The 24,605-nt window shown below is 59.0% G+C and carries 24 protein-coding genes; 13 read left to right on the top strand and 11 right to left on the bottom strand.

Annotated features, from left to right (window positions below; all coding sequences use genetic code 11):
- Positions 1–56 precede the first annotated feature (56 nt).
- From AB5Z02_RS18355 to AB5Z02_RS18340, 4 genes are read left to right on the top strand one after another with little or no spacing between them, the layout of a single operon-like run.
- Positions 57–473, top strand: coding sequence for a hypothetical protein (locus AB5Z02_RS18355; protein WP_368216608.1), 417 nt, complete (start codon positions 57–59; stop codon positions 471–473).
- A complete protein-coding gene (locus AB5Z02_RS18350) occupies positions 466–1,122 on the top strand; it encodes a hypothetical protein (protein ID WP_368216607.1) in 657 nt (218 codons plus the stop codon). The genes AB5Z02_RS18355 and AB5Z02_RS18350 overlap by 8 nt, the downstream gene beginning before the upstream one ends.
- Complete coding sequence (gene ssb, locus AB5Z02_RS18345) at positions 1,119–1,598, top strand: single-stranded DNA-binding protein (protein ID WP_368216606.1); 480 nt, start codon at positions 1,119–1,121, stop codon at positions 1,596–1,598. Before AB5Z02_RS18350 ends, ssb begins: the two co-directional genes overlap by 4 nt.
- Before the next feature lie 10 nt (positions 1,599–1,608).
- Positions 1,609–1,854, top strand: coding sequence for an AlpA family transcriptional regulator (locus AB5Z02_RS18340; RefSeq protein WP_043851906.1), 246 nt, complete (start codon positions 1,609–1,611; stop codon positions 1,852–1,854).
- On the opposite strand, the gene AB5Z02_RS18335 is transcribed toward AB5Z02_RS18340, so the two are convergent.
- Both AB5Z02_RS18335 and AB5Z02_RS18330 read right to left on the bottom strand, forming a co-directional pair.
- Entirely contained in the window at positions 1,782–3,020 is a 1,239-nt protein-coding gene (locus AB5Z02_RS18335) for a tyrosine-type recombinase/integrase (RefSeq protein ID WP_368216605.1), read from the bottom strand. The genes AB5Z02_RS18340 and AB5Z02_RS18335 overlap by 73 nt on opposite strands.
- A gap of 386 nt (positions 3,021–3,406) precedes the next feature.
- Complete coding sequence (locus tag AB5Z02_RS18330; RefSeq protein WP_368216604.1) at positions 3,407–3,994, bottom strand: tetratricopeptide repeat protein; 588 nt, start codon at positions 3,992–3,994, stop codon at positions 3,407–3,409.
- A 173-nt stretch (positions 3,995–4,167) separates the two neighbouring features.
- Between AB5Z02_RS18330 and AB5Z02_RS18325 the strand changes: the two genes are divergently transcribed.
- Positions 4,168–5,223, top strand: coding sequence for a PA0069 family radical SAM protein (locus AB5Z02_RS18325; RefSeq protein WP_368216603.1), 1,056 nt, complete (start codon positions 4,168–4,170; stop codon positions 5,221–5,223).
- 157 nt (positions 5,224–5,380) lie between these two features.
- Here the strand turns inward: AB5Z02_RS18325 and AB5Z02_RS18320 are convergent, their stop codons facing one another.
- Positions 5,381–5,536, bottom strand: coding sequence for a hypothetical protein (locus AB5Z02_RS18320; RefSeq protein ID WP_162895351.1), 156 nt, complete (start codon positions 5,534–5,536; stop codon positions 5,381–5,383).
- Positions 5,537–5,798: 262 nt separating this feature from the next.
- Here AB5Z02_RS18320 and AB5Z02_RS18315 point away from each other — a divergent pair, with 262 nt between their 5' ends.
- Positions 5,799–7,196, top strand: coding sequence for an alpha-amylase family protein (locus AB5Z02_RS18315; protein WP_231720785.1), 1,398 nt, complete (start codon positions 5,799–5,801; stop codon positions 7,194–7,196).
- Positions 7,197–7,303: 107 nt separating this feature from the next.
- Here the strand turns inward: AB5Z02_RS18315 and gyrA are convergent, their stop codons facing one another.
- Positions 7,304–10,051 (bottom strand): DNA topoisomerase (ATP-hydrolyzing) subunit A, encoded by a 2,748-nt coding sequence (gene gyrA / locus AB5Z02_RS18310; RefSeq protein ID WP_368216602.1) that lies wholly within the window; start codon positions 10,049–10,051, stop codon positions 7,304–7,306.
- 198 nt (positions 10,052–10,249) lie between these two features.
- Here gyrA and ubiG point away from each other — a divergent pair, with 198 nt between their 5' ends.
- The 5 genes from ubiG (at position 10,250) to yfaE (ending at position 16,073) form a co-directional block, all read left to right on the top strand.
- The gene (ubiG, locus tag AB5Z02_RS18305) at positions 10,250–10,966 is read left to right on the top strand and encodes a bifunctional 2-polyprenyl-6-hydroxyphenol methylase/3-demethylubiquinol 3-O-methyltransferase UbiG (protein WP_108571790.1); all 717 of its coding nucleotides are present in this window, start codon (positions 10,250–10,252) and stop codon (positions 10,964–10,966) included.
- Positions 10,966–11,661 carry an HAD family hydrolase gene (locus AB5Z02_RS18300; RefSeq protein ID WP_204381913.1) on the top strand — a complete coding sequence of 232 codons (696 nt, stop codon included), beginning with the start codon at positions 10,966–10,968 and terminating at the stop codon, positions 11,659–11,661. Before ubiG ends, AB5Z02_RS18300 begins: the two co-directional genes overlap by 1 nt.
- Before the next feature lie 610 nt (positions 11,662–12,271).
- Complete coding sequence (nrdA, locus tag AB5Z02_RS18295) at positions 12,272–14,539, top strand: class 1a ribonucleoside-diphosphate reductase subunit alpha (protein ID WP_368216601.1); 2,268 nt, start codon at positions 12,272–12,274, stop codon at positions 14,537–14,539.
- A gap of 80 nt (positions 14,540–14,619) precedes the next feature.
- Positions 14,620–15,753 (top strand): class Ia ribonucleoside-diphosphate reductase subunit beta, encoded by a 1,134-nt coding sequence (nrdB, locus tag AB5Z02_RS18290; protein WP_005336708.1) that lies wholly within the window; start codon positions 14,620–14,622, stop codon positions 15,751–15,753.
- On the top strand, positions 15,750–16,073 hold the full coding sequence (gene yfaE / locus AB5Z02_RS18285) for a class I ribonucleotide reductase maintenance protein YfaE (RefSeq protein WP_005345363.1): 324 nt from the start codon (positions 15,750–15,752) through the stop codon (positions 16,071–16,073). Before nrdB ends, yfaE begins: the two co-directional genes overlap by 4 nt.
- 117 nt (positions 16,074–16,190) lie before the next feature.
- Here the strand turns inward: yfaE and mltA are convergent, their stop codons facing one another.
- The gene (mltA, locus tag AB5Z02_RS18280) at positions 16,191–17,342 is read right to left on the bottom strand and encodes a murein transglycosylase A (protein ID WP_005336713.1); all 1,152 of its coding nucleotides are present in this window, start codon (positions 17,340–17,342) and stop codon (positions 16,191–16,193) included.
- A 150-nt stretch (positions 17,343–17,492) separates the two neighbouring features.
- On the opposite strand from mltA, the gene AB5Z02_RS18275 reads away from it, so the two are divergent.
- Complete coding sequence (locus tag AB5Z02_RS18275) at positions 17,493–17,744, top strand: DUF1289 domain-containing protein (RefSeq protein WP_368216600.1); 252 nt, start codon at positions 17,493–17,495, stop codon at positions 17,742–17,744.
- A 15-nt stretch (positions 17,745–17,759) separates the two neighbouring features.
- Here AB5Z02_RS18275 and AB5Z02_RS18270 read toward each other — a convergent pair whose 3' ends face one another.
- The 6 genes from AB5Z02_RS18270 to AB5Z02_RS18245 all read right to left on the bottom strand — a co-directional run bounded on the left by AB5Z02_RS18270 (position 17,760) and on the right by AB5Z02_RS18245 (position 23,370).
- Entirely contained in the window at positions 17,760–18,926 is a 1,167-nt protein-coding gene (locus AB5Z02_RS18270; protein ID WP_368216599.1) for an AGE family epimerase/isomerase, read from the bottom strand.
- A 75-nt stretch (positions 18,927–19,001) separates the two neighbouring features.
- A complete protein-coding gene (locus AB5Z02_RS18265) occupies positions 19,002–19,850 on the bottom strand; it encodes a PTS system mannose/fructose/sorbose family transporter subunit IID (RefSeq protein WP_064336031.1) in 849 nt (282 codons plus the stop codon).
- On the bottom strand, positions 19,850–20,653 hold the full coding sequence (locus AB5Z02_RS18260) for a PTS sugar transporter subunit IIC (RefSeq protein WP_064336030.1): 804 nt from the start codon (positions 20,651–20,653) through the stop codon (positions 19,850–19,852). Before AB5Z02_RS18260 ends, AB5Z02_RS18265 begins: the two co-directional genes overlap by 1 nt.
- Before the next feature lie 12 nt (positions 20,654–20,665).
- Complete coding sequence (locus AB5Z02_RS18255) at positions 20,666–21,160, bottom strand: PTS sugar transporter subunit IIB (RefSeq protein ID WP_041207847.1); 495 nt, start codon at positions 21,158–21,160, stop codon at positions 20,666–20,668.
- A 9-nt stretch (positions 21,161–21,169) separates the two neighbouring features.
- Entirely contained in the window at positions 21,170–21,598 is a 429-nt protein-coding gene (locus AB5Z02_RS18250; protein ID WP_368216598.1) for a PTS sugar transporter subunit IIA, read from the bottom strand.
- Positions 21,599–21,603: 5 nt separating this feature from the next.
- Complete coding sequence (locus AB5Z02_RS18245; protein WP_368216597.1) at positions 21,604–23,370, bottom strand: class I mannose-6-phosphate isomerase; 1,767 nt, start codon at positions 23,368–23,370, stop codon at positions 21,604–21,606.
- Between the two features lie 211 nt (positions 23,371–23,581).
- On the opposite strand from AB5Z02_RS18245, the gene AB5Z02_RS18240 reads away from it, so the two are divergent.
- The gene (locus AB5Z02_RS18240) at positions 23,582–24,589 is read left to right on the top strand and encodes a LacI family DNA-binding transcriptional regulator (RefSeq protein ID WP_368216596.1); all 1,008 of its coding nucleotides are present in this window, start codon (positions 23,582–23,584) and stop codon (positions 24,587–24,589) included.
- Positions 24,590–24,605 lie beyond the last annotated feature (16 nt).

The raw sequence follows: 24,605 nt of genomic DNA, 5'->3' as shown, positions 1-24,605 counted from the left end.
TGGCACTCAACACACTGGCCGCCTTCGTGGCGCTGGCACTGATTTAAGGGGTCTGCATGAGCATCGTTCAAGACGTGGCAGAGTGGGTTCACACCATAGCGCAGGGGGTCGTCAGCGCTGACGTGGCGGCCGAGTTCAACGTCAGCACCTCGCGGGCCAGCGGGATCATCGCGGCCATTCACCGCGAACCGAGATTCGATACCCGGGTTGAAAAATGCCAGATCTGCAACTCGCTCGGGGTACCGGCATCAGGCCGCCGCCTCTATGTGGACAAGGTCACCCCGTCACAGTGGGAGTGCAAGCCGGTGATCGGCACCTATCGCAACGGCAAGACCGTCCAGTTCGGCAGCATCCACGAGGCACACCGCCAGATGGGGTTTGACCGGGAGATGATCTCACGATGCCTGCGCGGCGAGCAGAAGCACCACCGCGGCTACCGCTGGAAGGTCGCAACAACAGAACAGCATGGGTGAAGAGATGAAAGAGAGACCTGTAATTTTCAACGGCGAGATGGTCAGGGCCATCCTGAGCGGGAAGAAGACCCAGACACGGCGGACCATTACTGCCAAGACTCTCCACCTGTTTGATGTGGCCGCGAAGGTAGGCGAATGCCACCACCTCAACAGCGGGGATCCGGCAGACGAGCGCAGTCAGCCATACTACCGGCAATTCTGCCCGTTCGGCCAACCAGGAGATCGCCTGTGGGTACGGGAGAGTTGCTGGGTGTACGGGGGATGGCAGCCAGAGAGCGAGTATTACAGGAAGCGCTTCTACCCAATTGGTAAAAAGGTTGCGTATCAGGCCACGGATGAGAAGCCAACTAACGGATTGACTTTACACAGAGAGTGGCGCGGAACTCCATCAATCCACATGCCGCGCTGGGCGAGCCGCATCCAGCTTGAGATCACTTCCGTTCGAGTTGAGCGCCTGAACGACATCAACGAGCAGGACGCGCTCGCCGAGGGGGTGGACGATGGCACATCACCAGCGGCCATTGCGGCTGGGTGGTTTGAGAAGCCCCGCCGAGCATTCCGCAGGCTGTGGGAGCGGATTTACGGACAGGAGAGCTGGGACAGCAATCCGTGGGTGTGGGTAGTCGAATTCAAAAGGATCGCAGAATGAAACGAGGCATCAACAAGGTCATCCTGATCGGAAATCTGGGGCAGGATCCGGAAGTGCGCTACAACCAGGGCGGCGGAGCGGTGACATCCATCACTCTTGCCACCTCCGAATCATGGCGCGACAAGCTATCAGGCGAGCAGAAAGAGCGCACCGAGTGGCACCGCGTGGTGTTCATGGGCAAGCTGGCCGAGGTGGCAGGCCAGCACCTCAAGAAGGGAACGCAGGTCTACGTCGAAGGCAAGCTGCAAACCCGCAAATGGCAGGCGCAGGACGGCAGCGACCGCTACACCACAGAGGTGTTGGTAGATAGCTTCACCGGCGTACTGCAGATGCTTGGCAGCAGGCAGCAGCAGGGCCAGCCGCAACAGCCACCAGCATCACAGCCACAGGGCGGACATAACCGCCAATCACAGCAACCGGCACCGCCCGTTTACAACGAGCCGCCGATTGATTTTGACGATGATATCCCGTTCTGACGGAGGACATATGGCACAACACACCCAAACCCCGGCACTGATCCGCCGTTGTGACATCGAACAGCTGCTAGGCGGGATCGGCAGAACCACCTTCTACCGACGCCGTCAGGAGTGGGCCGCCGCCGGCACCCCGTTCCCGGAGCCGCTTAACTGGATGGCTAAGGGCGGCACCCTGTGGCGCCGTCACGAAGTGATCGCATTCCTGGTTGCCCGCGGGCTGATGCCTGCGGAGTCAGCCACCAGCACCACGCACTGAGCGATATGTGCGGCCCATTGCTCAAGGGCCGCCCGCTGCTCATCCAGATAATCGTGCTGGTCATAGACGGCAAGAATGCCAGCCAGTCTATGGCCGAGCACCTTTTCAGACACATGGGGGTGAACCCCGATCCGGCTCATCACCGTTTTCATGGTGCGGCGCAGATCGTGGTTGCCCCAGTCATTCACCCCCATCACCTTGCCGACCTGCTTTGCCAGGCTCAGCAGTACACTGGCCGCCATGGGCCGATCGTCAAGGCTGCGCGCTGGCGGGAACACATAGACATGGTCAGGGAAGAATGCAAAGGCCTCCGCCAGCAGATCGCAAGCCTGCTGCGACATGCCGCGCACAAACCCGATCCCCGTCTTTGAATCGTCATCACTCACGCGCCACATCCCCTTCGCCAGATCGAAATCAGCCTTCTTGGCAATCCGGATCTCTACCCCACGACAACCGGTGAGCAGTATCAGCTTCATCATGATCTTGTGGGCATCGGTCATGTCGGTGATGTCCACAGCCTGCCAGAACTGGCCGATCTCCTCATCGCTCAGGTAGCGAGAGCGCGACTTGATAGGGGTGCCAACGTCCTTCACCTTCCAGCTGGAAAGGATGTTGCTGCTGATCATGCTGCGGCGCTGGGCGTAATCCAGTACCTCCTTGAGCTTGCCGAGCAGGATCCCGGCTTGGGTGCTGGCATCCTCCTGCATCGGGGCAAAGACCTTGTCCCAGTGCTGGGTAGTCATCTCGTCCACGACAAACTGACCGACAACCGGCACAACGTGCAGATCGAACAGCCGTCGCCACTGGTTGAGTTTGACCAGCCGGATCGCCTGCGGACTTTCCAGCCAGGCATTCAGGCAGTCGCTGACCGTCACGGCGGCATGGCGATCTCTGATCTCCATCATCCGCACCGTGGCGGGGTCGCTGCCGGTCTGCAATATCCGGCGCGCTTCGGCATGGCGCTCCCGCGCCTCCTTGAGGCTGACGTCACCATAAGCACCGAGCGACATCCTGCGGGCCCGCTGGCCGTGCCGGTACCGATACTGAAAGCTGATGTGCCCAGATGGGCTGATGCGGGCAGACAGCCCCTGCCCGTCCGGCAACTCGGTCGGACCGTCATACGGCTTGCCTGCAATCTTGCGCAGCTTCGCGTCACTCAATGCCATTGCACTGCTCTCGTCTGGTGTAATGTGTCCATGGTACACACTTTGGTGCACAATTTTAAATAGACAAGCCAGAACCAACGCGAACAGCTTGGAACAGGAATGACACTCAGGCCATGATAAAACAATGAGTTAGAGTGCGGAAATGAATGGAAATAAACAGGATGGATCAGGATTGGTGACTACTACCAAAGGTCACATGCGGGATGGAAAAGAGATTCAAAAAGGTGATGTTCTGGTTCTCCACAGCACTTTGCGAAGACGGCCTGACACGCAAACAGCGTGTCTAACGTGACAAACCAAGCCAAAACGGCCCCATGCTACCAGAAGTCGGGCGTGCTGTATCGGATTTGCAGATATTTTCTACAGTCAAATGAGTCGCCTGCCGACTATTCACCAAGCAGAGATTGCCAGTTGAAGTCAAAGTCACTGCTCCCCTCCTCGGCCAGCGCCAGCTCTTGCAGCACCTGAAGCGCCAGCTTGTTGCCCTTTTGTGCCGCCTGATAGAGCCACTGTTTCGCCTGAGGCAGATCGACCCTGCCGCTGACCCCCATCAGATGAAGGACGCCGACTTTCAGCATGGCCGGGACATCACCATTGCGGGCAGCCTGATCCATCCAGTGAAAGGCTTGGCGCAGATCTCGCTTGACCCCGACACCGCGCAGATAGAGCTCTGCCAGCCGATATTGGCCGAAGGGATCCCCTGCCTGCGCCGACTGGCGATAGAGGCTGATGGCCTGATGGATATCCTGCTCGCTCCCCTGCCCCACTTCATGGCTCCAGCCCATGAGTGCCTGTGCCCGAGGTTGGCCTTGATCGGCCAGTGGCAACCAGATCCGGGTCGCCTCATCAAAGTGACCGGTACGCCAAGCACGGTTGGCAGCAGCCATCTCCTGCTCGGTGGAGAGCGGAAGCAGACGCCAGATAACCAGCGCAATCAGACCGATAAATAGCCAACGGGAAGTAGTGGGACTCATGATAATTTCCGTGATCCAGTTCTCATTTCGTCTATGTAAACGAAATGTAGCGCCGCAATCAAGCAAGAGATCCCTGCAACAACCCTTTTTGCACCCGGTCGCTCAGCAGTAGTTGTCATTTATCCGGGGCACCAGCAAAACAACTGTATGTATAAACAGTGTCGGTGCACACCATGGCAGGACGAGGCAGCCCCCACAATATCGATCACCGTTTTAGCGCCCCCCTTGTCGAAGCGGTTGATGACGGCTGGCAATCGTCCGATTGGGATGCCACCTTCACTCCTTCTGTGCCTGGCACCGAGGTGCGGGAGATCGATGCACGCAGCATCATCAGCTACAACAGCTCGCCAGATGTCCCCTTTGGTCGCTCCATCAACCCCTATCAGGGGTGCGAACACGGCTGCATCTACTGCTATGCCAGACCCAGTCACGCCTATCTGGAGCTCTCCCCTGGCCTCGATTTCGAGAGCAAGCTGTTTGCCAAACGCAATGCAGCCGACCTGCTGCGCCGGGAGTTTGCCAAACCGGCCTATCAGCCACAGACCATCTTCATTGGCGCCAATACCGACCCCTATCAACCCATCGAGCAGCGCTATCGCCTCACCCGGCAGTTGCTGGAAGTGATGCTGGCCCACCGCCATCCGGTCGGGCTCATTACCAAGAGCGCCATGATCTTGCGCGACCTCGATCTGTTGACCGAGCTGGCCAGAGAGGGACTGTGTCAGGTGATGGTGTCGGTGACGACCTTGAACGAAACCCTGCGCCGACAGCTGGAGCCCCGCGCCAGCACGGGTGCAGGCCGCTTGAAAGTGATCGAGAAGCTGGCCAACGCTGGCGTGCAGGTGGGGGTACTGGCCGCCCCCATGATCCCGCGGCTCAATGAGCCGGAGCTGGAGCAGATCATCAAATCGGCGGCCGAGGCAGGCGCCAGTTGCGCCGATTACATCCTGCTGCGCCTGCCCCACGAACTGGCGCCGCTATTTGATGACTGGCTCGATACCCACTATCCGGGCCAGAAGGAAGCTATTTTGAATCAGTTGCGAGCCAGCCGCGGTGGCGGGCTCAACAGTACCGCCTTCGGTACCCGCATGCGCGGTGGGGGGCACTTTGCCGATCTGCTGGCCCAGCGCTTTCGCCTCATCAGCAAGCGCCTCGATCTGGGCAAACGTCATATTCAGCTCAGACTGGATGGGTTTATCCGCCCCGGGGAACAGCTGTCGCTCTTCTAATCCCCCTGTTCACGCCCTTCACACATCAGGCGTGCCAATAGGTTGAGAGGAAGATATGCCGCAACACATCCCGTGGAAATCCCGCTTTCCAAATTGGCCAACGAAGTAGCCATGTCGCGACAAGAAAGCGCTACCCGGTAAAGAGAAGGTTAACGCCTTAGCCTGCGCGCTGATCCCGACCCTGTTGCACCATTTCAACCGGCAGTCGCGAGGGCTCATGAGCCACTTCGTGCTCATCCTCTTTATACTGCGGCACCTCTGACTCGCCCCATACCCGGCTCCACCAAATTTCCCACGTGATCCAACTGGTCATATGCAGCTCCTGACGGTGAAGGTGATAGCAACAACGCACCACTCGCCCGGCAGGATAGCGGCTGGGAATGACAGGGAAATGACAAAAAAATCACTTGTAAAAAGGCAACTGGCGGTGGCGAGGAAAAGCCGAAACAGTTCACATATTCGGCGAAATCATCCTGAAAGCGGTCACAAATCTGCAGGTTGTGGATTGCAGCTCACTCTGTTCCCGCCAAAGCTGGCTTGCCCATTCAGGCATCTATAAAAACAGGGACACAATAATGAAACACACAGCGGGAATATGGGCGATCGCAGGTATGCTGATCGCCCCCTTGGCGCAAGCCGACGTCATACTGCACGCCTTCAACTGGAAGTACAGTGAAGTGACCGCCAAAGCCGACCTTATCAAGTCGGCCGGTTACAAACAGGTACTCATCTCGCCGCCTCTCAAGTCATCAGGCAACGAGTGGTGGGCTCGTTACCAACCCCAGGATCTGCGTCTTGTCGACTCCCCTCTTGGCAACAAACAGGATCTAGAGCAGTTGATCGCCGCCATGAAGGCGCGTGGCATCGCCGTCTATGCCGATGTGGTGCTCAACCACATGGCCAACGAAAGCTGGAAACGCCAGGACCTCAACTATCCCGGCAACGAGCTGCTGCAGATCTACGCCAGCAACCCGGCCTATTTCGAGCGCCAGAAACTGTTTGGCGATCTCGGGCAAAACTTCCTCTCCGGTCAGGATTTTCATCCGGAAGGGTGCATCAGCGACTGGAGCGATCCGGGTCATGTCCAGTACTGGCGACTCTGTGGCGGTGCCGGTGACAAGGGGCTGCCGGATCTGGATCCCAACAACTGGGTGGTAAGCCAGCAACAGGCCTATCTCAAGGCGCTCAAGGTGATGGGGATCAAGGGTTTTCGGGTCGATGCGGTCAAACATATGAGCGATTACCAGATCAACGCCGTATTCACCCCCGAGATCAAACAGGGGATGCACGTGTTTGGCGAGGTGATCACCACAGGGGGTGCTGGCAGTACCGATTACGAGCGCTTCCTCAAACCCTACCTCGACAGCAGCGGCCAGGGAGCCTATGACTTTCCGCTGTTTGCCTCCCTGCGCGGTGCCTTCAGTTACGGTGGCAGCATGAACCTGCTGGCGGATCCGGGCGCCTATGGTCAGGCGCTACCGGGCAGTCGCGCCGTCACCTTTGCCGTGACCCACGACATCCCCACCAACGACGGCTTCCGCTATCAGATCCTGAGCCAGACTGACGAGAAGCTGGCCTATGCCTACCTGCTCAGCCGCGATGGTGGCTCGCCGCTGGTCTACTCCGATCACGGCGAGACCCAGGCCAAGGATGGACTACGCTGGCAGGATTACTACCAGCGTGCCGATCTCAAGGGGATGATCCGCTTCCACAATGCGGTGCAGGGCCAACCCATGCAGCTTGTCGGCAGCGGTGACTGCTTCGTGCTGTTCAAACGGGGCAAACAGGGGCTGGTCGGCATCAACAAGTGCGACTATGAGCAGGAGTACTGGCTCGATACCGCCAGGTTCGAGATGAACTGGTATCGCAACTATCGGGACGTGCTCGACCAAGGGTCCGTAGTCAACGTGCAGAGCCAGTGGGTACGGGTCGCCATTCCTGCCCGCAGCGCCAGAATGTGGCTGCAGGAGTGATCCAGCCGTAAGAGCAGCGTAGAGTCATAAAAAGCAGACAAATAAAAAGAGCGACCACCAGGGCCGCTCTTTTTGCTCAGAGACGTTGCTCGGGTAACAGGTGACGATTACTCGTCGCCCGCGTCCCCAGCATCGACCGCATCAGTGCCGGTCGCGGTATCAGTACCTTCAGATACCTCACCGTCAACGGCCAAAGCGTCGTTTTCGTCTTCGTCGCTCTCGGCGATACGCTGCAGGCCAACCACGGTCTCGTCTTCACCGGTACGGATCAGACGGACACCGCCGGTGTTACGGCCAATGACGCTCACCTCGGCAACACGGGTACGCACTAGGGTACCGCCGTTGGTGATCAGCATGATCTGGTCGGTATCTTCGACCTGGATCGCATCGATCACCTTGCCATTGCGCTCATCCACCTTGATGGAGATAACACCCTGGGTACCACGGCTCTTGGTCGGGTATTCGGCCAACGCAGTCCGCTTGCCGTAACCATTCTCGGTGGCGGTGAGGATGGCACCTTCGCCGCGCGGAACGATGAGGGAAACCACCTTGTCACCGGCGCCCAGCTTGATGCCGCGCACACCGGCGGCGGTACGGCCCATGGGACGCACACCCTTGAAGGTACCCTTGCTTTCGGTGCCTTCACCGTTGTCGCTGCCATCATCGTCGTTGCCGGCATCGTCGTCGGTTTCGACCTCATCGCTGACATCGGCATCGGCGCGACCGCTACCTTCGGCGAAGCGAACAACCTTGCCCGCATCGGAGAAGAGCATGATCTCGTTGCTGCCATCAGTGATATCCACCCCGATCAGCTCATCGCCCTCTTTGAGGTTGATGGCGCGGATACCGGAGGAGAGCGGACGGCTGAAGTCAGAGAGGCTGGTCTTCTTCACAGTACCGTTGGCGGTGGCGAAGAACACATACTTCTCGGCGTCATATTCCTTCACCGGCAGGATAGCGGTGATACGCTCACCCTCTTCCAGCGGCAGCAGGTTGATGATCGGACGACCACGGGCGCCACGGGACGCTTCCGGCAGCTGGTAAACCTTGAGCCAGTAGACCTTGCCACGGGTGGAGAAGCACAGAATGGTGTCGTGGGTGTTGGCCACCAGCAGACGCTCCACAAAGTCCTCTTCCTTGATCCGGGTGGCCGACTTGCCACGACCACCGCGGCGCTGGGCCTCGTAGTCAGAGAGCGGCTGATACTTCACATAGCCCTGGTGAGACAGGGTAACCACCACATCTTCCGGGGTGATCAGATCTTCGATGTTGATCTCGGCACTGGACATGCTGATCTCGGTGCGACGCTCGTCGCCATACTGCTCACGCACGGCCAGCAGTTCATCGCGGATCACTTCCATCAGACGAGCCGGGCTCGCCAGGATGTGCAGCAGCTCGGCGATCAGATCCAGCAGAGATTGGTACTCTTCCAGGATCTTCTCGTGCTCGAGGCCGGTCAGCTTGTGCAGACGCAGGTCAAGGATGGCCTGGGCTTGCTGTTCGGTCAGGAAGTATTGACCTTCACGGATACCGAACTCGGGCTCCAGCCACTCTGGCCGTGCCGCGTCGTCGCCCGCTTTTTCCAGCATGGCGGCCACGTTGCCGAGTTCCCAGCCCTTGGCAACCAGGCCCGCTTTCGCGTCGGCCGGGGTCGCGCTGTGGCGGATCAGCTCGATGATGGGATCGATATTGGCCAGCGCAACCGCCAGACCTTCCAAAATGTGCGCCCGATCCCGCGCCTTGCGCAGTTCGAACACGGTCCGGCGAGTCACCACTTCACGGCGGTGCAGCAGGAACGCATCCAGGATCTCTTTAAGGTTCATCACCTTGGGCTGGTTGTTATCGAGCGCCACCATGTTGATGCCGAACGTGGTCTGCATCTGGGTGTGCTTGTAGAGATTGTTCAGCACAATCTCGCCGGACTCGCCGCGCTTGATCTCGATAACGATGCGCATGCCGTCTTTGTCAGACTCATCGCGCAGGGCACTGATGCCCTCGATCTTCTTCTCTTTGACCAGCTCGGCGATCTTCTCGATCAGTCGAGCCTTGTTCACCTGATAGGGGATCTCGTGAACGATGATGGTCTCGCGACTGGTCTTCTCGTCCACTTCCACTTCAGCTTTGGCCCGCACATAGATGGAGCCACGACCGGTACGGTACGCCTGCACGATGCCGGAACGACCGTTGATAATGCCGCCGGTGGGGAAATCCGGGCCGGTGATGTAGGTCATCAGCTCGTCAATGGTGAGGTCGCCGTTTTCGATCAGCGCCAGGCAGCCATTGACAATCTCGGTGAGGTTGTGAGGCGGAATGTTGGTCGCCATGCCCACCGCAATACCGGAGGAGCCGTTGACCAGCAGGTTGGGAACCTTGGTAGGCATGACCGCCGGGATCATCTCGGTGCCGTCGTAGTTCGGCACCCAGTCCACGGTCTCTTTGTCCAGATCAGCCAGCAGCTCGTGGGAGATGCGGGCCATCCGCACTTCGGTATAACGCATCGCCGCGGCGCTGTCGCCGTCGACTGAACCGAAGTTGCCCTGACCATCGACCAGCATGTAACGCATGGAAAAATCCTGCGCCATCCGGACAATGGTGTCATACACAGCGATATCGCCGTGCGGGTGATATTTACCGATTACGTCACCGACCACACGGGCCGATTTTTTATAGGGCTTGTTCCAGTCGTTCCCCAACTCGTTCATAGCAAACAGAACGCGGCGGTGAACCGGTTTCAAGCCATCACGCACATCCGGCAGAGCTCGTCCTACGATCACGCTCATGGCGTAATCAAGATAGGAACTCTTGAGCTCTTCTTCGATGTTGACCGGCGTGATCTCTCTGGCCAGATCGCTCATAGAAAGCCTTATCCCTAATTAGTTGTTCTTTGGCTTAAACAGCGCGACATGGTAACACACTGAGCCAAATACCTTAAGCCACAAATCGGGTATCAGATCGGGCTGGTGTGACAAAGTCCGTCCGTTATAATGCCCGCCAGGACAATAGATTGCGCCCATGACTCAGAAGCGGGCGCCCTGCCACAGGATCTTCGAAAAATGAACAGTGATGCCAATGTCGATCTGACAGAAATCGCCAAGTTTGAAGCCATCGCCTCCCGCTGGTGGGACATGGAAGGTGAATTCAAACCCCTGCATCAAATCAATCCGGTACGCCTTGACTGGATCACCGACAAAAGTGGCGGTCTGTTTGGCAAGCGCATGCTCGATATCGGATGTGGTGGCGGCATTCTCTCCGAGAGCATGGCCCGCCGTGGTGCCAGGGTAACCGGCATCGACATGGGCAAGGAGCCCCTCGGCGTCGCCCGCTTGCACGCTCTGGAGCAGGGTGTCGAGCTCGAGTACCGCCAGATCACCGCCGAAGCCCATGCTGCCGAAGTGCCGGGCCAGTATGACGTGGTCACCTGCATGGAGATGCTGGAGCATGTGCCGGACCCCGCCTCCGTGCTGCGCGCCATCGCTACCCTGGTGCGCCCGGGCGGCCGGGTGTTTGTCTCCACCATCAACCGCAACCCCAAATCCTATCTGATGATGATCATCGGGGCCGAATACCTGATGAAGATGGTGCCCAAGGGTACCCACGATCACAAAAAATTCATCACCCCGGCCGAACTGTGTCGCATGGGGGAAGCAGCTGGCCTGCTGGTGCGGGACATGAGCGGCGTCCACTACGCCCCCCTCACCAACCAGTTCAAGCTCGGCAAAAATGTCGACGTCAACTATATGGTGGAGTTTGTCCGCCCGGAGCACGGTTGATGAGTGCCTCTCACCCTCTGCCCCTGCGCGGTGTGCTGTTCGATCTGGACGGCACCCTGCTCGACACAGCCCCGGATCTGGGGGCCGCCGTCAACCATGTACTGATCAGCGAAGGCTTTGCGCCGCTCTCTGACGACATTATTCGTCAGACCACCTCCCACGGAGCGCTCGGGCTGCTGAAAGCGGGCCTCGGCGATGAACTGCTCGAAGAGCTGGGGGCCACGCGCCTGCGCAATGCCCTACTCGACTACTACGCGGCCAATCTCTGCGTCGGTACCCGCCCCTATGAGGGAATGGTGGATCTAATCGAGTGGCTCGACGAGAAACAGCTCCCCTGGGGCATAGTCACCAACAAGCCGGGCTTTCTCACCGAGCCGCTGCTGGCAGCCCTGCCACAGCTTGCCAGCTGCGGCGTCACTGTCAGTGCCGATACCCTGCCAGTACGCAAGCCCGACCCCGCCCCTATGTTCTTTGCCTGTGAGAAGCTGGGGGTCGAGGCGGCTCACTGCCTCTATGTGGGGGATCATGTGCGGGATATCGAAGCAGGCCGCAATGCTGGCATGCGCACCGCGGTCGCTGGCTGGGGCTATCTCAATGATGAGGAAGATCCCGCCCAGTGGGGCGCCGATCTGCAATTCGATACCGTGCAAGCCCTGCACCACTGGCTGCGCTATGAGTTGACGGCCAAGGCGTAACGCGCTGATATGCGATAACGGGGCGAAGAGACTCTCCGCCCCTTGCATCTTTCCTTTACGCTCCTGCCTCCTGCGCCACCATCACTCGTCTATTCATGGATAATAAAGGCAGCTTTCTGCCTGTTGGATACCCATTTGACAAGCTCGCAGCCGTCACAAAGCGGCCACAAACCACCGTCATCTGATGCAAAGCCCTTGCCACGCTGAGCCCGCAGCTGCGACAACTGGACAGCTTTTGACCCTTGTTGCATAAGGGATAATCAGCCGCCGTTTGCTAGTAAAAAGCCCCCCGTTTCGCAAGCAAAAAAAGTTATTTAAATTTTCCATCTTCGATCGGGAGACTTGCATTTAGCGGAGCGGACGAATGAAAACCCGCTCACTGTGAGCGGTCACTAACTGATGGGGCAAGACTCACAATTTATCCACAGCTCGTCACTTATCCACACATTGCAATGGCGGGCTGACCTCACTATCTTGTAGCTCGAACTTAAAATAACACTACATCTTGTGATTCATCGCACAATCTCTACCCAACTCCCGCACACCGCCGGGGCCTGGGTGGCGCCATTGTGCGATGGTTTTTCGGGAATCAACTGAAGGTCATCAGCCAATGAACTTGTTTGTGACGAAGCGTAACGGACACAAAGAACCCATCGATCTGGATAAAATTCACCGCGTGCTGGACTGGGCCGCCGAAGGGCTCGACAACGTGTCGGTCTCCCAGGTAGAGCTCAAATCCCACATCCAGTTCTATGACGGTATCCGTACCGCCGACATTCACGAAACCATCATCAAGGCAACGGCTGACCTCATCTCCGAGCAGACCCCGGACTACCAGTACATGGCAGCCCGTCTGGCCATCTTCCACTTGCGCAAGAAGGCCTACGGCCAGTTCGAACCGCCCCACCTCTACCAGCACGTGGCTCGTCTGGTGGACATGGGCAAGTACGACAAACACCTGCTGGAAGACTACACCCAGGCTGAATTCGAAGAGCTGAACACCCATCTGGATCACTGGCGTGACATGGATTTCTCCTACGCGGCAGTCAAACAGCTGGAAGGCAAATATCTGGTCCAGAACCGCGTCACCGGCGAGATCTACGAGAGCCCGCAGTTCCTCTATATGCTGGTTGCGGCCTGCCTCTTCTCCAAGTATCCGAAAGATACCCGTCTGGACTACATCAAGCGCTTCTATGATGCGGTCTCGACCTTCAAGATCTCCCTGCCGACCCCGATCATGAGCGGCGTGCGCACCCCGACCCGTCAGTTCAGCTCCTGCGTGCTGATCGAGTGCGACGACAGTCTGGATTCCATCAACGCCACCGCCAGTTCCATCGTGCGTTACGTTTCCCAGCGCGCCGGTATCGGCATCAACGCGGGTCGCATCCGCGGTCTGGGCAGCCCCATCCGTGGCGGCGAAGCGTTCCACACCGGTTGCATCCCCTTCTACAAATACTTCCAGACTGCCGTGAAGTGCTGCTCCCAGGGCGGCGTGCGCGGCGGTGCTGCGACCCTGTTCTACCCGCTGTGGCACACCGAAGTGGAAAGCCTGCTGGTGCTGAAGAACAACCGCGGCGTGGAAGAGAACCGTGTTCGTCACATGGACTACGGCGTGCAGATCAACAAGCTGATGTACCAGCGCCTCATCAAGGGCGGTGACATCACACTGTTCTCCCCGTCCGATGCGCCGGGTCTGTACGACGCCTTCTTCGCCGATCAGGACAAGTTTGAAGAGCTCTACGTCAAGTACGAGCAGGATCCGGCCATTCGCAAGAAGACCCTCAAAGCTGTCGATCTCTTCTCCCTGATGATGCAGGAGCGTGCCGGTACCGGTCGCATCTACATCCAGAACGTGGATCACTGCAACACCCACAGCCCGTTCGACCCAAGCGTGGCGCCGGTACGCCAGTCCAACCTCTGCCTCGAGATTGCGCTGCCGACCAAGCCGCTCAACAACATCGACGACGAGAGTGGCGAAATCGCCCTGTGCACCCTCTCCGCCTTCAACCTCGGTGCCATCGAGAAGCTGGAAGATCTGGAAGAGATGGCCGATCTGGCCGTGCGTGCCCTCGACGCCCTGCTCGACTATCAGGACTACCCGATCGCCGCCGCCAAGAAGGGCAGCATGGGTCGTCGTACCCTGGGGATCGGCGTCATCAACTACGCCTACTACCTGGCCAAGAACGGTGCCCGCTACTCTGACGGCACTGGTCTGGCACTGACTCACCGCACCTTCGAGGCCATTCAGTACTACCTGCTGAAAGCCTCCGTGCAGTTGGCACGCGAGTTCGGCCCCTGCCCGCTGTTTGGCGAGACCACTTATGCCCAGGGCATCCTGCCCATCGACACCTACAAGAAGGATCTGGATGCGCTGTGTAACGAGCCGCTGCATCTGGATTGGGAAAGTCTGCGTGAAGAGATCAAGTCAGTGGGCTTGCGTAACTCCACCCTGACCGCCCTGATGCCGAGCGAGACCTCCAGCCAGATCTCCAACGCCACCAACGGCATCGAGCCGCCGCGTGGTCTGGTGTCGGTCAAGGCCTCCAAAGACGGCATTCTCAAACAGGTGGTGCCCGAGTATGATCGCCTGAAAGATCAATACGAATTGCTCTGGAAGCAACCGAGCGTTGACGGCTACCTGCAGCTGGTCGGTATCATGCAGAAGTTTGTGGATCAGGCGATCTCCGCCAACACCAACTACGACCCTGCCCGTTTCGAAGGCAACAAGGTCCCGATGAAACAGCTGCTCAAGGACTTGCTGACCGCCTACAAATACGGCCTCAAGACCCTGTACTATCACAACACCCGTGATGGTGCAGACGATGCCCAGACCGATCTGCAAGATGACGGTTGCGCTGGCGGGGCTTGCAAAATCTAAGTCACGGCAAGAACTGATAACCGGGCGGGAGCGACAAGCTCCCGCTCTCCTGTTTTCTCTATTCACATATTCTGGTAACCATGGCCTATTCAACTTTCTGCCAAACCCAAAACGACCAGCTCAAAGAGCCGATGTTTTTTGGCCAATCGGTCAACGTAGCCCGTTATGATCAACAAAAGCACGAAGTGTTCGAGCGGCTGATTGAAAAGCAGCTCTCCTTCTTCTGGCGCCCGGAAGAGGTGGATGTCTCCCGTGATCGCATCGACTATCAGGCCCTGCCGCCCCACGAGCAGCACATTTTCATCTCCAACCTGAAGTACCAGACTCTGCTGGACTCCATTCAGGGCCGCAGCCCCAACGTGGCCCTGCTGCCGCTGGTCTCCATTCCTGAGCTGGAAACCTGGATTGAGACCTGGGCCTTCTCCGAGACCATCCACTCTCGCTCCTACACCCATATCATCCGCAATATCGTCAACACCCCCGCCCAGGTGTTCGACGACATCGTGACCAACGAGCAGATCTTGAAGCGCGCCGGCTCCATCAGCCACTTCTACGACGACCTGATCGAAGCGACCGCCCTCTACAACCTGCATGGTGAAGGGACCCACACCGTCGCGGGCCGCGAGGTGACCATCACCTTGCGCGAGCTCAAGAAGAAGCTCTATCTGTGCCTGATGAGCGTCAACGCGCTGGAAGCAATTCGCTTCTACGTCAGCTTCGCCTGCTCCTTTGCCTTCGCCGAGCGCGAACTGATGGAAGGCAACGCCAAGATCATCAAGATGATCGCCCGCGACGAAGCGCTGCACCTCACCGGTACCCAACACATGCTGAACCTGATGCGCACCGGCCAGGATGACCCGGAGATGGCCGAGATCGCCGCCGAGTGCGAACAGGCCTGCTTCGAGATCTTCAAGGAGGCGGCCATTCAGGAGAAAGAGTGGGCCGAGTACCTGTTCCAGGACGGCTCCATGATCGGCCTTAACAAGGACATCCTCTGCCAGTATGTGGAGTACATCACCAACCTGCGCATGAGCGCAGTCGGCCTGCAGCCAGCCTTTGCCGGCACCAAGCAAAACCCGATCCCCTGGATCAACACCTGGCTCTCCTCCGACAACGTACAGGTCGCCCCGCAAGAGGTAGAGGTCAGCTCCTATCTGGTCGGTCAGATCGACAGCGAAGTCAATGCCGACGACCTGGGTGATTTCGAGCTGTGAGTGACGCCACCAACACGCTGACCCCTGCCCCGCACGCACCTGCCGAACAGCATGCGGTCGTGGCACCACGGGTACATACCCGGGATGGTGCCGTGCTGCACGCCCATCCCGGCGAAAGCGTGTTGGAGACCCTGGAACGCCACGGTCATCATGTGGAGTTCCAGTGTCGCAGCGGCTATTGCGGCGCCTGCCGCACTCCGCTGATGGCTGGCAAGGTGCACTATCCTGCGGTGCCGCTGGCATTTGTCGCCCAAGGGGAGTGCCTCCCCTGCTGCTGCAAACCGGTCGGTGCTATCCGGCTGGATATCCAGAAGAGCTGACGCAGCCACCAGCTGCCACTCTCACAAAATAGAAAGCCGCCGGAGCAATCCGGCGGCTTTTTTTGTCTCTTCACATTACTCGGGCGCCCGATGACAGACGCCCAACCCCTCAGAGGATTACAACCAGGGGGCAGCGGTCGGCCCGTGGTGCAGGCCCAACTTCCAGACCCGGCCAAAGTGCTTGTAGTGACCGGCCGCGACACCGGCCTTCTCACCCATACCGTGGTAGAGATCGAGGTGCCCCTTCTTCACCGCCCCGCCCACATCCAGCGCAATCAACAGCCGCAGCTGGTGCTTGCCGGTCCAGTTGCCCTCTTTATCGAGCAAGGGAACTTCGGCGAGGATCGGGGTACCCATCGGCAGCAGGGTCTTGTCGGCAGCGACGGCCGCCAGCGGCAGCAGCGGGATACCGGCCGCACCGATCACATCATTGGTCGGGCGACGCTCGAAGAAGACATAGGAGGGGTTCTGCTCCACCAGCTCCTTGACGCTCTCCTCCGGTTGACGGTTGGCCCACTCCTTGATGGCCTTCATCGACATCTGCTCTTTGGGCACTTCACCGCGATCGATTAACACCCGGCCGATACTGACGTAACCGTGACCGTTCTTGCCGCTGTAGCCCAGATATTGCAGCCGATCGTCATCCCCGTAATGGACAAAGCCCGAGCCCTGCACATCCATCAGGAAGTTGTCGATAAGGGATTTGCTGTAACCCAGCTCCAGCCCGCGATTGGCCAAGGCCCCCTGATGGATCTCGGCCCGGGTCGGACAGCGACCGCCACATTTTGGCATGGCATAGATGGGATATTTGTATTTGGCATCCGGGCGGTGACGCACCTCCAGCACCGGCGAGTAGTAACCGGTAAACAGCACGTTGCCCATGCGATCGGCGCCGCCCAGCTGAGCTAGGCTGATACCGTAACGAGTGATATCGGCAGGATTGCCGCCGCTCGCTACCCAGCGGGAGAGCTGGTGATAGAGCTCGCCATAACGGCGGGTCATCTTGCCGGAGCGCTCCAATACCAGTCTACTTTGCGGGCCAAACTTGCTGTAGTCGGCACGCGCACGGCTATTGACCCGCTCCACCCTCACCAGATCCTCTGGCAAGGTTCCGTCCAGATACTGCTTGCCCAGATTTTCCGGCACCTCGCAGTTCAGGAAACATCTGTTGTCGGTCTGTTTTTTGGGCACTTCTGCTTTGTCAGAGTTGCCCGCACAACCGGCCAGCCCCAGCACTGCGGCGGTCAGCCAGTACGCGTGTTTGTTCATATGTCCTCATATAACGCCAAGAGCCATGCTCGGCGGGGAAGATGCCAAATTTGCAGGGGGAAAGCAAACGACATCAATCACTTGAAGCAGGATTTCTCCAAAGGGGATCCGCTGGGTTATAACAAGGTGACAGGATGTGCGAGGTGATGAATGGAACAGCTCGAAATATTCCCGCTGCAGAGCCCCTGCATCGGGGTCTGCGAAGTGAACAACAAGGGCTACTGCAAGGGGTGCCTGCGTAACCGCGACGAGCGTTTCAACTGGCTCACCATGACCCCTGCCCAGCAACAAGAGGTGATGCGCCTGTGCCGGGATCGCAAACGCAGGGTCGAGGCTGCGCAGCGCAAGGCACAGGAGGGAACCCAACCCGAGCAGCCAGAACAACCGGGCTGGGATTTTTGACCTTCTCTTGGTCTGTTACCCACTTTCCCCTCTCCTTTCTGCCACCCTTGCCAGCTCGCTGAATGCCACAAACAGGTGGTAGAAGGTGCTGGCTGGGGCATGAGCTGTCAGCGGCCGACCGGTGACATCGACCTGATCGACCCACTGGCCGGGCAAGGCTGGCTTCAGGTAGTAGTGGAAGATCCGCCTCACCACCTCGCCAATCTGATGGGCAATCTCTGCTCCCCCTAGCCGCTCGTAGGCCACCAGCAGCGCCTTGAGATGTTCGGTCTGGCACCAGAGCCGGCTGGTATCGCGATAGGGTTGCCCATCATCGGTCAGCTCATCGATCACCAGCCCGGTTTGCCCGTGCCCGTGGCGGATGGCAAAGCGGGTCAATATCCCGATTGCCTCGTCAATCTCGGTGCTGGTTGGCTGGATTTCCCAGCTGCTGGCAAGAGTCCGGTAGCGTGCCAGCAGCCAGCACCACTCGTAGTGATGACCCGGGTCGATGAGACGGGAATCGGCATGACGCACCAGCAGCGCGTCGTCGAAAAACTCGCGCAATAAACCGCGCTCCAGAAAACGCTGACGAAACAGCCGATACAGCGCTGTTGCCCGCTGCTGCCATATCACATCATCAAAGCTGTCTGCCGCCACCAGCAGCGCCTCGAACAGATGCATATGGGGATTTTGGCTGCGCAGTGGGCAAGATGGCCAACTGGAGTGAAATCCGCCGTGCAGCGGGTCCAAAAAGAGTTGCTCAATGGCCTGATAGCGCGACTCGGCCTGTTGTTGCCAGCGTGGATCGCCACTCAGACGATAGAGCCAACACTCAGCCAGCAGGGCAAACGCGTATTCATAGCTGCAGACTGATGCGTCAGCAATCGAACCATCCCGATTAATGGAGAAAACGCTATGCCCCGCCCCATCGTCAAAATGACCCATACCGACCAAAGCAGAACGCTCGGCAAGGGTGCGCCCGTCGTACCACCCCAGCAGGGTGGCGTGGCTGAACACATAGATCTGGCGGCTCTGTACCCGAAAACGGGTCGGCTGCCACAAAGGCTGGCCAGCACTATCCAATCCCTCGGCAAACAGACCACGCTCGGGGTCAACCCCCTTCGCGCCCCAAAGGGGCAGCGCCTCGGAGACCAGCCAGCGATGGCAACGCTGTGCGGCCTCAGTCACCTCGATATGCATAAATTACCTCTCGCAACGGCGATAAAAAAGGGAGAGCCAAGCTCTCCCATTGTTGACCAAATGGCCTTGACCCCATCAGAACAGACCGATGGCGACCCCGACAAAGGCCAGCACCAACAGCCCGAGCATCGCTTTGACCGGCGAAACGTTGCGCTTGGCCATCAAATACCAGGTACCCAGCACCACCACCAGCGGCATCAGTTTGGGGAAGATGCCATCCAGCATGCTCTGCACCTGGATATTGACCCCGTCCGAGGTGACAAAATCGAGTCCGGTTGAGAGGTTGACATAACTGGCCGCCACCCCGCCCATCACAAAGACCCCAAGCAGGGAGAGCGCCTCGCGCAGCTTGGCCGACTCGGAACTGACCAAAGACTCCACCGAACCAGTGCCCAGCTTGTAGCCCTTCATAAACAACATGTAGGAGCCAGTAATGGCGATGGCGTTGAAGCTGATGATGTAAAACAGCGGCCCCAGTACACTCCCCCCTGCCGCCAGCGCCATCCCGATACTGAGCAGAATGGGCACCAGCATACCGGGGATCATGGAATCACCGATGCCAGCGATGGGCCCCATCAGGCCAACCTTGAGGGTGTTGATGGTCTCACCGTCGATCTTCTCGCCATTGGCCCGCTTCTCTTCAAGCCCGACTGCCAACCCATTGATAATGGCGCCGATCTGGGGCTCGGTGTTATAGAAGGAGGCATGGCGTTTCATCGCCTCCATCCGTTCAGCCTTGCCGGGATAGAGCTTCTTGAGCGCCGGCATCATGCCAAGGCAAAAGCCGAACGATTCGAGACGCTCGAAGCTCATGGAGGAGAGGTTGTACATCATCCACGAACGCCAGCAGGCACGCAGATCCCGTGGGGTAAGAGCAACCGGCTGCTTGGCCGCCAGCTCCGCTGATTGCAGCTCTGTGTTCATCAGAATTCATCCTCATCATCGGTTTGGGTGGCAGCACAGGCAGCGACTGCAGGGCGTTGTTCCGGCTTGTAGTTGTAGTGAATGAGCGCCAGCAGGGCCCCAATCATTACCAGCCCCACCATGTTGAGCTTGAGAAAAACGATGCCGACAAAGCCCACCAGGAAGTAGATCAGCATGCTGTTCTGCTTGATGATCTGCTTGAGCAAGATGGCAATACCGACAGCAGGCAGAATGCCGCCTACCACCGTCATGGTACGGATCACCAGCTCCGGCAGGCTGTTCATGAAGCCTTCGATGTACTGGTTGCCGAAGTAGACGGCAATGAAGGTCGGCACGAAACGCAGCACAAAGTTGCTGGCCTGCGGGAAGATGGCGCTGTTGAGGTAAACCCCCTGTTCATCGCCCTGCTCCAGCGCCACATCGGCCCTGTGGTTCCAGTAGGAGTTGAACACCATCATGAAGTTGAAGAGGATGGTCCCGGCGATGCCGATGGTGGCGGCAATCGCCACGGCAACCGACGGCTCTTTGCCCGACATGATGCCCAGCGCAATGGCCGGAAAGGCGACGAAGTTGAGATCCGCCGGCATGGAACCGCCCGGCGTCACCATGGCGATATAGACTGCCTGCACCGCCACCCCGATCAGGATCCCGGTCTGAATATCCCCCAGAATGGCACCGACCAGCATGCCCGAAACCAGCGGGCGGGTAATGGTGTACCAGCCCCCGGTCAATCCCAACAGCCAGGGGCTGCTGAGGGCACCGAGATAACAGAGTATCCCGATAAGTGTTGCTTCCAGAAACATGATGTCTGCTCCCTATTTCAGCTTTTTCTGGGCATCCGCCCAGCTGTAGTGGCTGGCGTCCGGCACCAGCCGAAAGTCAATCTCGTGGCCAAGGCTGGCCAGATAGTCAAAGGCGGCGATCTCCTGCGCCGTCACCGACTGGTTGGGGCCTATGGTGGTGGTCTGCTCGCGGGCACTCATGGGCCCCACGTTGATCTTGCCATTGTGGTTCTCAAGAGAGATGCCGGCGGCGCAGAGTCGCTGCAGGGTGACCGGCGACTTGCCAATCACGAAGTAACGTTTGTCACTGGCGATCACCTTGGGCAGCTTGGCAATGGCCGTCGCCACGTCGAACAGCCACACCTTGGTGTCCGGCACCGCGCCGATCATCACCTGGGAGAGCAGCGGATCGGCCGCCACCTCGTCATCAATCGCGACGATGCCGTCGCAGGGCAGCTCTCTGGCCCAGCGCGTCACCAGCTGGCCATGGATCACCCGATCGTCAATGCGTACAAATGAAATCGCCATCTCGCTCTCCTAGAAGTTGTCATCTTGCTGGTGCGCCGCCGGGGCCGCGATCACCATGGATTCCAGTGCCTGGGCCAGCAACTGGCGGGCCGCCTCGTGCACATCGGTCGCCGCCAGCCAGTCGGCACTCATCAGCAGCATGGGAAAGTTCACCCCGGTCACCACGGCTACCGGCTGCGGCCAGTCGGGGTCAAATGCAAAACGGCATGCCACGTTGTAGGGGCTGCCGCACTCCATGTCGCACAGCACCAGCACCCCGTCAGCCCCCGCGCCATGACGGCGCAGGGTCTGTTCAAACTCGGTGCGAAACGCCTCTATTCCCCCCTCTTCGGTAAGAGAGACTGTGGCTACGGCGGGCAGCTCGCCGTAGACCATGCTGGCGCTGGCCAGCAGGGCCGGCGCCAGTGAACCATGGGTTGCGATAAGGATCCTCAGCATATTGGTTACCCCCTCACATAGGCCTTGATGGTGGCGATGGTCGCCCCTTCACTCTCGCCACTCGGGCGGATGCGATAACGCCCGACCGAGGCCGGTACGATGAAAGTCTCGGCGTAGTGCACCACAAACGGTGTGAACGCATTGTCGGGACTCTCCACCGTCGCCTCTCGTCCCTCAATCAGATTGAGCACCTGCACCGTGCCGCCGGTGTCGTGCTCCACCGGCACACTGAACCAGTGGCGACGGGTCTCGATAAATTCCCGCTCATGCAGTCCGGTGCGCTCTTCACGCCAACCTTCCCCTTCGGCGATGAGCTCGATGCGATTGACCAGATGTTCACGGGTCCAGTCGGTATCCCGATCCCACTGGATCACCTTGCTGCCATGCTCCAGATGGATGGGGCGCGGAATGCCGTCGAGCCCGACCCGGCCCCAGTCCCACAGTTTGAAGGTGAAAATGTAGGGGGTAGCGCTGATCTCAAGTACCATGGCGCCCTCTCCCGAGCAGTGGACGGTTCCAGCCGGGATCAGGAAGTGATCGTGCTTGCGGGCCGGGAAGCGGTTGATGAAGCGCTCGTCGTCGAAGGGCTTCTCACCGCGCTGGGCGGCAGCCAGATCCGCCAGCATCTCCTGCGGGTCGATACCGTTACGGGTGCCGAGGTAGACGCAGGAGTCCGGCTTGGCATCGAGCAGGTAGTAGCTCTCGTCCTGGGTGTAGTGCATGCCGAACTCCTGCTGGATGTATTCGGTCAGCGGATGCACCTGCAAACTGAGCGGCTGCCCCCCAACCGTATCGAGAAAATCGAACCGGATCGGGAACTCGGCGCCAAAGCGGGCGTGTACCTGCTCCCCAAGCAGGGCTTTTGGCTGGCACAGCACCAGGTTTTGCGACGGGATCTCTACCCGCACCTCGCCAAAGCGCAAGTAGAGGCTGTTCTCCTCGGGCACACAATCAAAGCACCAGGCGTAGTTGGGTTGGGCTGGGTCCAGATCACACACCTGCTTCATCCACTGCCCGCCCCAGACCCCAGGATCGAAGAAGGGAACAACCCGGAACGGCTGGCGCGCCGCCTGATGCAACCCTTGTTGCAGTGCCGCCCCCGTTACCATGGTCGGCTTGTCCCTGGTGTTGGTGTCGAGCAGGAAATCGATGGTGGGTAGCTGGGCCAATTTATGGCGGTCAAACACCCGCCATTCGATGAAGAAGGCGCGCTTGTAGCGGCGCAGTATGTCCTCTTCGGTGTTATCAGCGCCCCAGTTGCCAATCTCTTTACGGCGCAGACGCTGCTGGATCTCCCAGCGGGCAAGATCGGCATAGACTCGCACATTCCCTTTCGCCACCAACGAGGCGCCGCAGCCCATCACCACCACCAGACCTTCGGCTATCTCTGCGACCTGCTGTTGCAGGCGCGCCAAGGCGACCGGGTCAAAAAACTCCACCATCTTGTGGGGTGCCAGCACGCCAAAGACCCTGTCATCGGTGATGAAACGATCCAGCATCGCCAGCACTTTGGGTTCGGGCAGGCGCGCCTGTTCCACATCAATGAGCGTGTGAGGCCCGAATCTGGTCAGCAGCTGGGTGCGTAGCTCGGTCTGATCCACACCGTGATAGCAGTCGATCACCAGTACCACTTTCGCCTTGTCTTGCCCGTTCACTTTGGCTTGCAACTGATGGGCAATCTCATCCCATCCCGCACAGGCGGACCGCTCATATCCAACAACGGTCACTTCTGGATATTTGTCGTAGTTGGAAACGTAACTCGAATGAATCATTGGCTTGCTCTCTCGTTGACACCTACGACAGAGATAAATCGATTAACCCGTTAACCACAACCTGATAAACACGATTAACCTCAAACATTGGGATATATCATCGGCATGGGCGGTGAAATTCGTGATCAACCGCTCACTTGCGACCTTCTCTCATCTGAAATCAAGGTTAATCGATATATCTTGATGGCACGATCATGACTGGACCCACACCATGAGCAATGTGACTTTTGCCGATATTGCCCGCCACTTGGGCGTTTCCACCGCCACCGTCTCCATGACCCTGCGCAACAAGGGACGCATTTCCGACCACACTCGCCAGCGGGTACTCAAGGCCATCGACGAGCTCGGCTATGTCTACAACCAGACTGCCGCCAACCTGCGCAACAAGAGCAGCAATCAGGTTGGCCTGTTGCTGCACGACATTACCAACCCCTTCTATGCAGAGATGACAGCGGGCCTGAGCCGGGAGATGGAACACCACGACCTGATGCTGTTTCTCGCCAACAGCGAGGAGTCGGCGGCAAGGCAGCAGCAATTTATGGATTCGCTGCAACGCAACAGCGCCGCCGGCATGGTGATCTGCGCTGCCCAGCCTACGCCCCACAGCTTTTTCGAGAGCCTGCAACGTCGCCATATGCCCACCATTCTGGTGGTGCGACCGGTGCCGGATGTAGCGATCGACTTTGTCGGCACCGACAACTTTCTGGGCTGTCAGCTGGCGACCGAGCACCTGCTGAAAATCGGCCACCGTCATATCGCCTTTGTCGGGGGCGCCCCCACCTCCATCAGCCGATCCCAACGCCTCGGTGGTTATATGAGCAAGCTGCTCGAACACGGCATCTCCCCCAAACCGGAGTGGATCATCGGTTGCGGCGCCAGCCGGGTAGAGGGCACCCGCGCCATGACGGCGCTACTGGAACAGCACCCCGAGGTGACGGCGGCGGTCTGCTATCAGGACGTGGTGGCGCTCGGTGCCATGCTGGCGCTGCGCAAGCAGGGGCGGCTCATCGGCCAGAACTTTGCACTGGTGGGCTTTGACGATCTGCCGGAGACAGCGCTGGTCGAACCGGCGCTCACCACCATCTCGGTGGCGGCGCGGGAGATTGGCCGCAAGGCGGGTGAACTGCTGCTCGAGCGGATTGCCGGCAACGACGAGCCGGCCAAGAGCATCATTCTGCCCCCAACTCTGGTGGTACGCCAATCTTGCGGCAGCCGCTAACGGGGTCGCTCACGAC

Origin of the sequence: Aeromonas sp. R2-3 (assembly GCF_040908375.1) — a bacterium.
In the GTDB taxonomy this organism is placed as follows: Bacteria; Pseudomonadota; Gammaproteobacteria; order Enterobacterales; family Aeromonadaceae; genus Aeromonas; species Aeromonas veronii.
The sequence above is the reverse complement of the archived record's forward strand: the minus strand, read 5'-3'. Positions and strand labels throughout refer to the sequence as shown.

What these genes read in the sequence shown, in the direction of transcription:
- AB5Z02_RS18340 (WP_043851906.1), top strand. Translation starts at nt 1,609, where the DNA reads ATGGCACAACACACCCAAACCCCGGCACTGATCCGCCGTTGTGACATC.
- gyrA (WP_368216602.1), bottom strand. Translation starts at nt 10,051, where the DNA reads ATGAGCGATCTGGCCAGAGAGATCACGCCGGTCAACATCGAAGAAGAG.
- AB5Z02_RS18240 (WP_368216596.1), top strand. Translation starts at nt 23,582, where the DNA reads ATGAGCAATGTGACTTTTGCCGATATTGCCCGCCACTTGGGCGTTTCC.
- AB5Z02_RS18270 (WP_368216599.1), bottom strand. Translation starts at nt 18,926, where the DNA reads ATGCATATCGAGGTGACTGAGGCCGCACAGCGTTGCCATCGCTGGCTG.
- AB5Z02_RS18330 (WP_368216604.1), bottom strand. Translation starts at nt 3,994, where the DNA reads ATGAGTCCCACTACTTCCCGTTGGCTATTTATCGGTCTGATTGCGCTG.
- AB5Z02_RS18250 (WP_368216598.1), bottom strand. Translation starts at nt 21,598, where the DNA reads ATGCTGAGGATCCTTATCGCAACCCATGGTTCACTGGCGCCGGCCCTG.
- AB5Z02_RS18265 (WP_064336031.1), bottom strand. Translation starts at nt 19,850, where the DNA reads ATGAACACAGAGCTGCAATCAGCGGAGCTGGCGGCCAAGCAGCCGGTT.
- AB5Z02_RS18320 (WP_162895351.1), bottom strand. Translation starts at nt 5,536, where the DNA reads ATGACCAGTTGGATCACGTGGGAAATTTGGTGGAGCCGGGTATGGGGC.
- AB5Z02_RS18260 (WP_064336030.1), bottom strand. Translation starts at nt 20,653, where the DNA reads ATGTTTCTGGAAGCAACACTTATCGGGATACTCTGTTATCTCGGTGCC.
- nrdA (WP_368216601.1), top strand. Translation starts at nt 12,272, where the DNA reads ATGAACTTGTTTGTGACGAAGCGTAACGGACACAAAGAACCCATCGAT.
- AB5Z02_RS18300 (WP_204381913.1), top strand. Translation starts at nt 10,966, where the DNA reads ATGAGTGCCTCTCACCCTCTGCCCCTGCGCGGTGTGCTGTTCGATCTG.
- nrdB (WP_005336708.1), top strand. Translation starts at nt 14,620, where the DNA reads ATGGCCTATTCAACTTTCTGCCAAACCCAAAACGACCAGCTCAAAGAG.
- AB5Z02_RS18350 (WP_368216607.1), top strand. Translation starts at nt 466, where the DNA reads ATGGGTGAAGAGATGAAAGAGAGACCTGTAATTTTCAACGGCGAGATG.
- AB5Z02_RS18245 (WP_368216597.1), bottom strand. Translation starts at nt 23,370, where the DNA reads ATGATTCATTCGAGTTACGTTTCCAACTACGACAAATATCCAGAAGTG.
- AB5Z02_RS18355 (WP_368216608.1), top strand. Translation starts at nt 57, where the DNA reads ATGAGCATCGTTCAAGACGTGGCAGAGTGGGTTCACACCATAGCGCAG.
- mltA (WP_005336713.1), bottom strand. Translation starts at nt 17,342, where the DNA reads ATGAACAAACACGCGTACTGGCTGACCGCCGCAGTGCTGGGGCTGGCC.
- ubiG (WP_108571790.1), top strand. Translation starts at nt 10,250, where the DNA reads ATGAACAGTGATGCCAATGTCGATCTGACAGAAATCGCCAAGTTTGAA.
- ssb (WP_368216606.1), top strand. Translation starts at nt 1,119, where the DNA reads ATGAAACGAGGCATCAACAAGGTCATCCTGATCGGAAATCTGGGGCAG.
- AB5Z02_RS18275 (WP_368216600.1), top strand. Translation starts at nt 17,493, where the DNA reads ATGGAACAGCTCGAAATATTCCCGCTGCAGAGCCCCTGCATCGGGGTC.
- AB5Z02_RS18335 (WP_368216605.1), bottom strand. Translation starts at nt 3,020, where the DNA reads ATGGCATTGAGTGACGCGAAGCTGCGCAAGATTGCAGGCAAGCCGTAT.
- AB5Z02_RS18325 (WP_368216603.1), top strand. Translation starts at nt 4,168, where the DNA reads ATGGCAGGACGAGGCAGCCCCCACAATATCGATCACCGTTTTAGCGCC.
- AB5Z02_RS18255 (WP_041207847.1), bottom strand. Translation starts at nt 21,160, where the DNA reads ATGGCGATTTCATTTGTACGCATTGACGATCGGGTGATCCATGGCCAG.
- AB5Z02_RS18315 (WP_231720785.1), top strand. Translation starts at nt 5,799, where the DNA reads ATGAAACACACAGCGGGAATATGGGCGATCGCAGGTATGCTGATCGCC.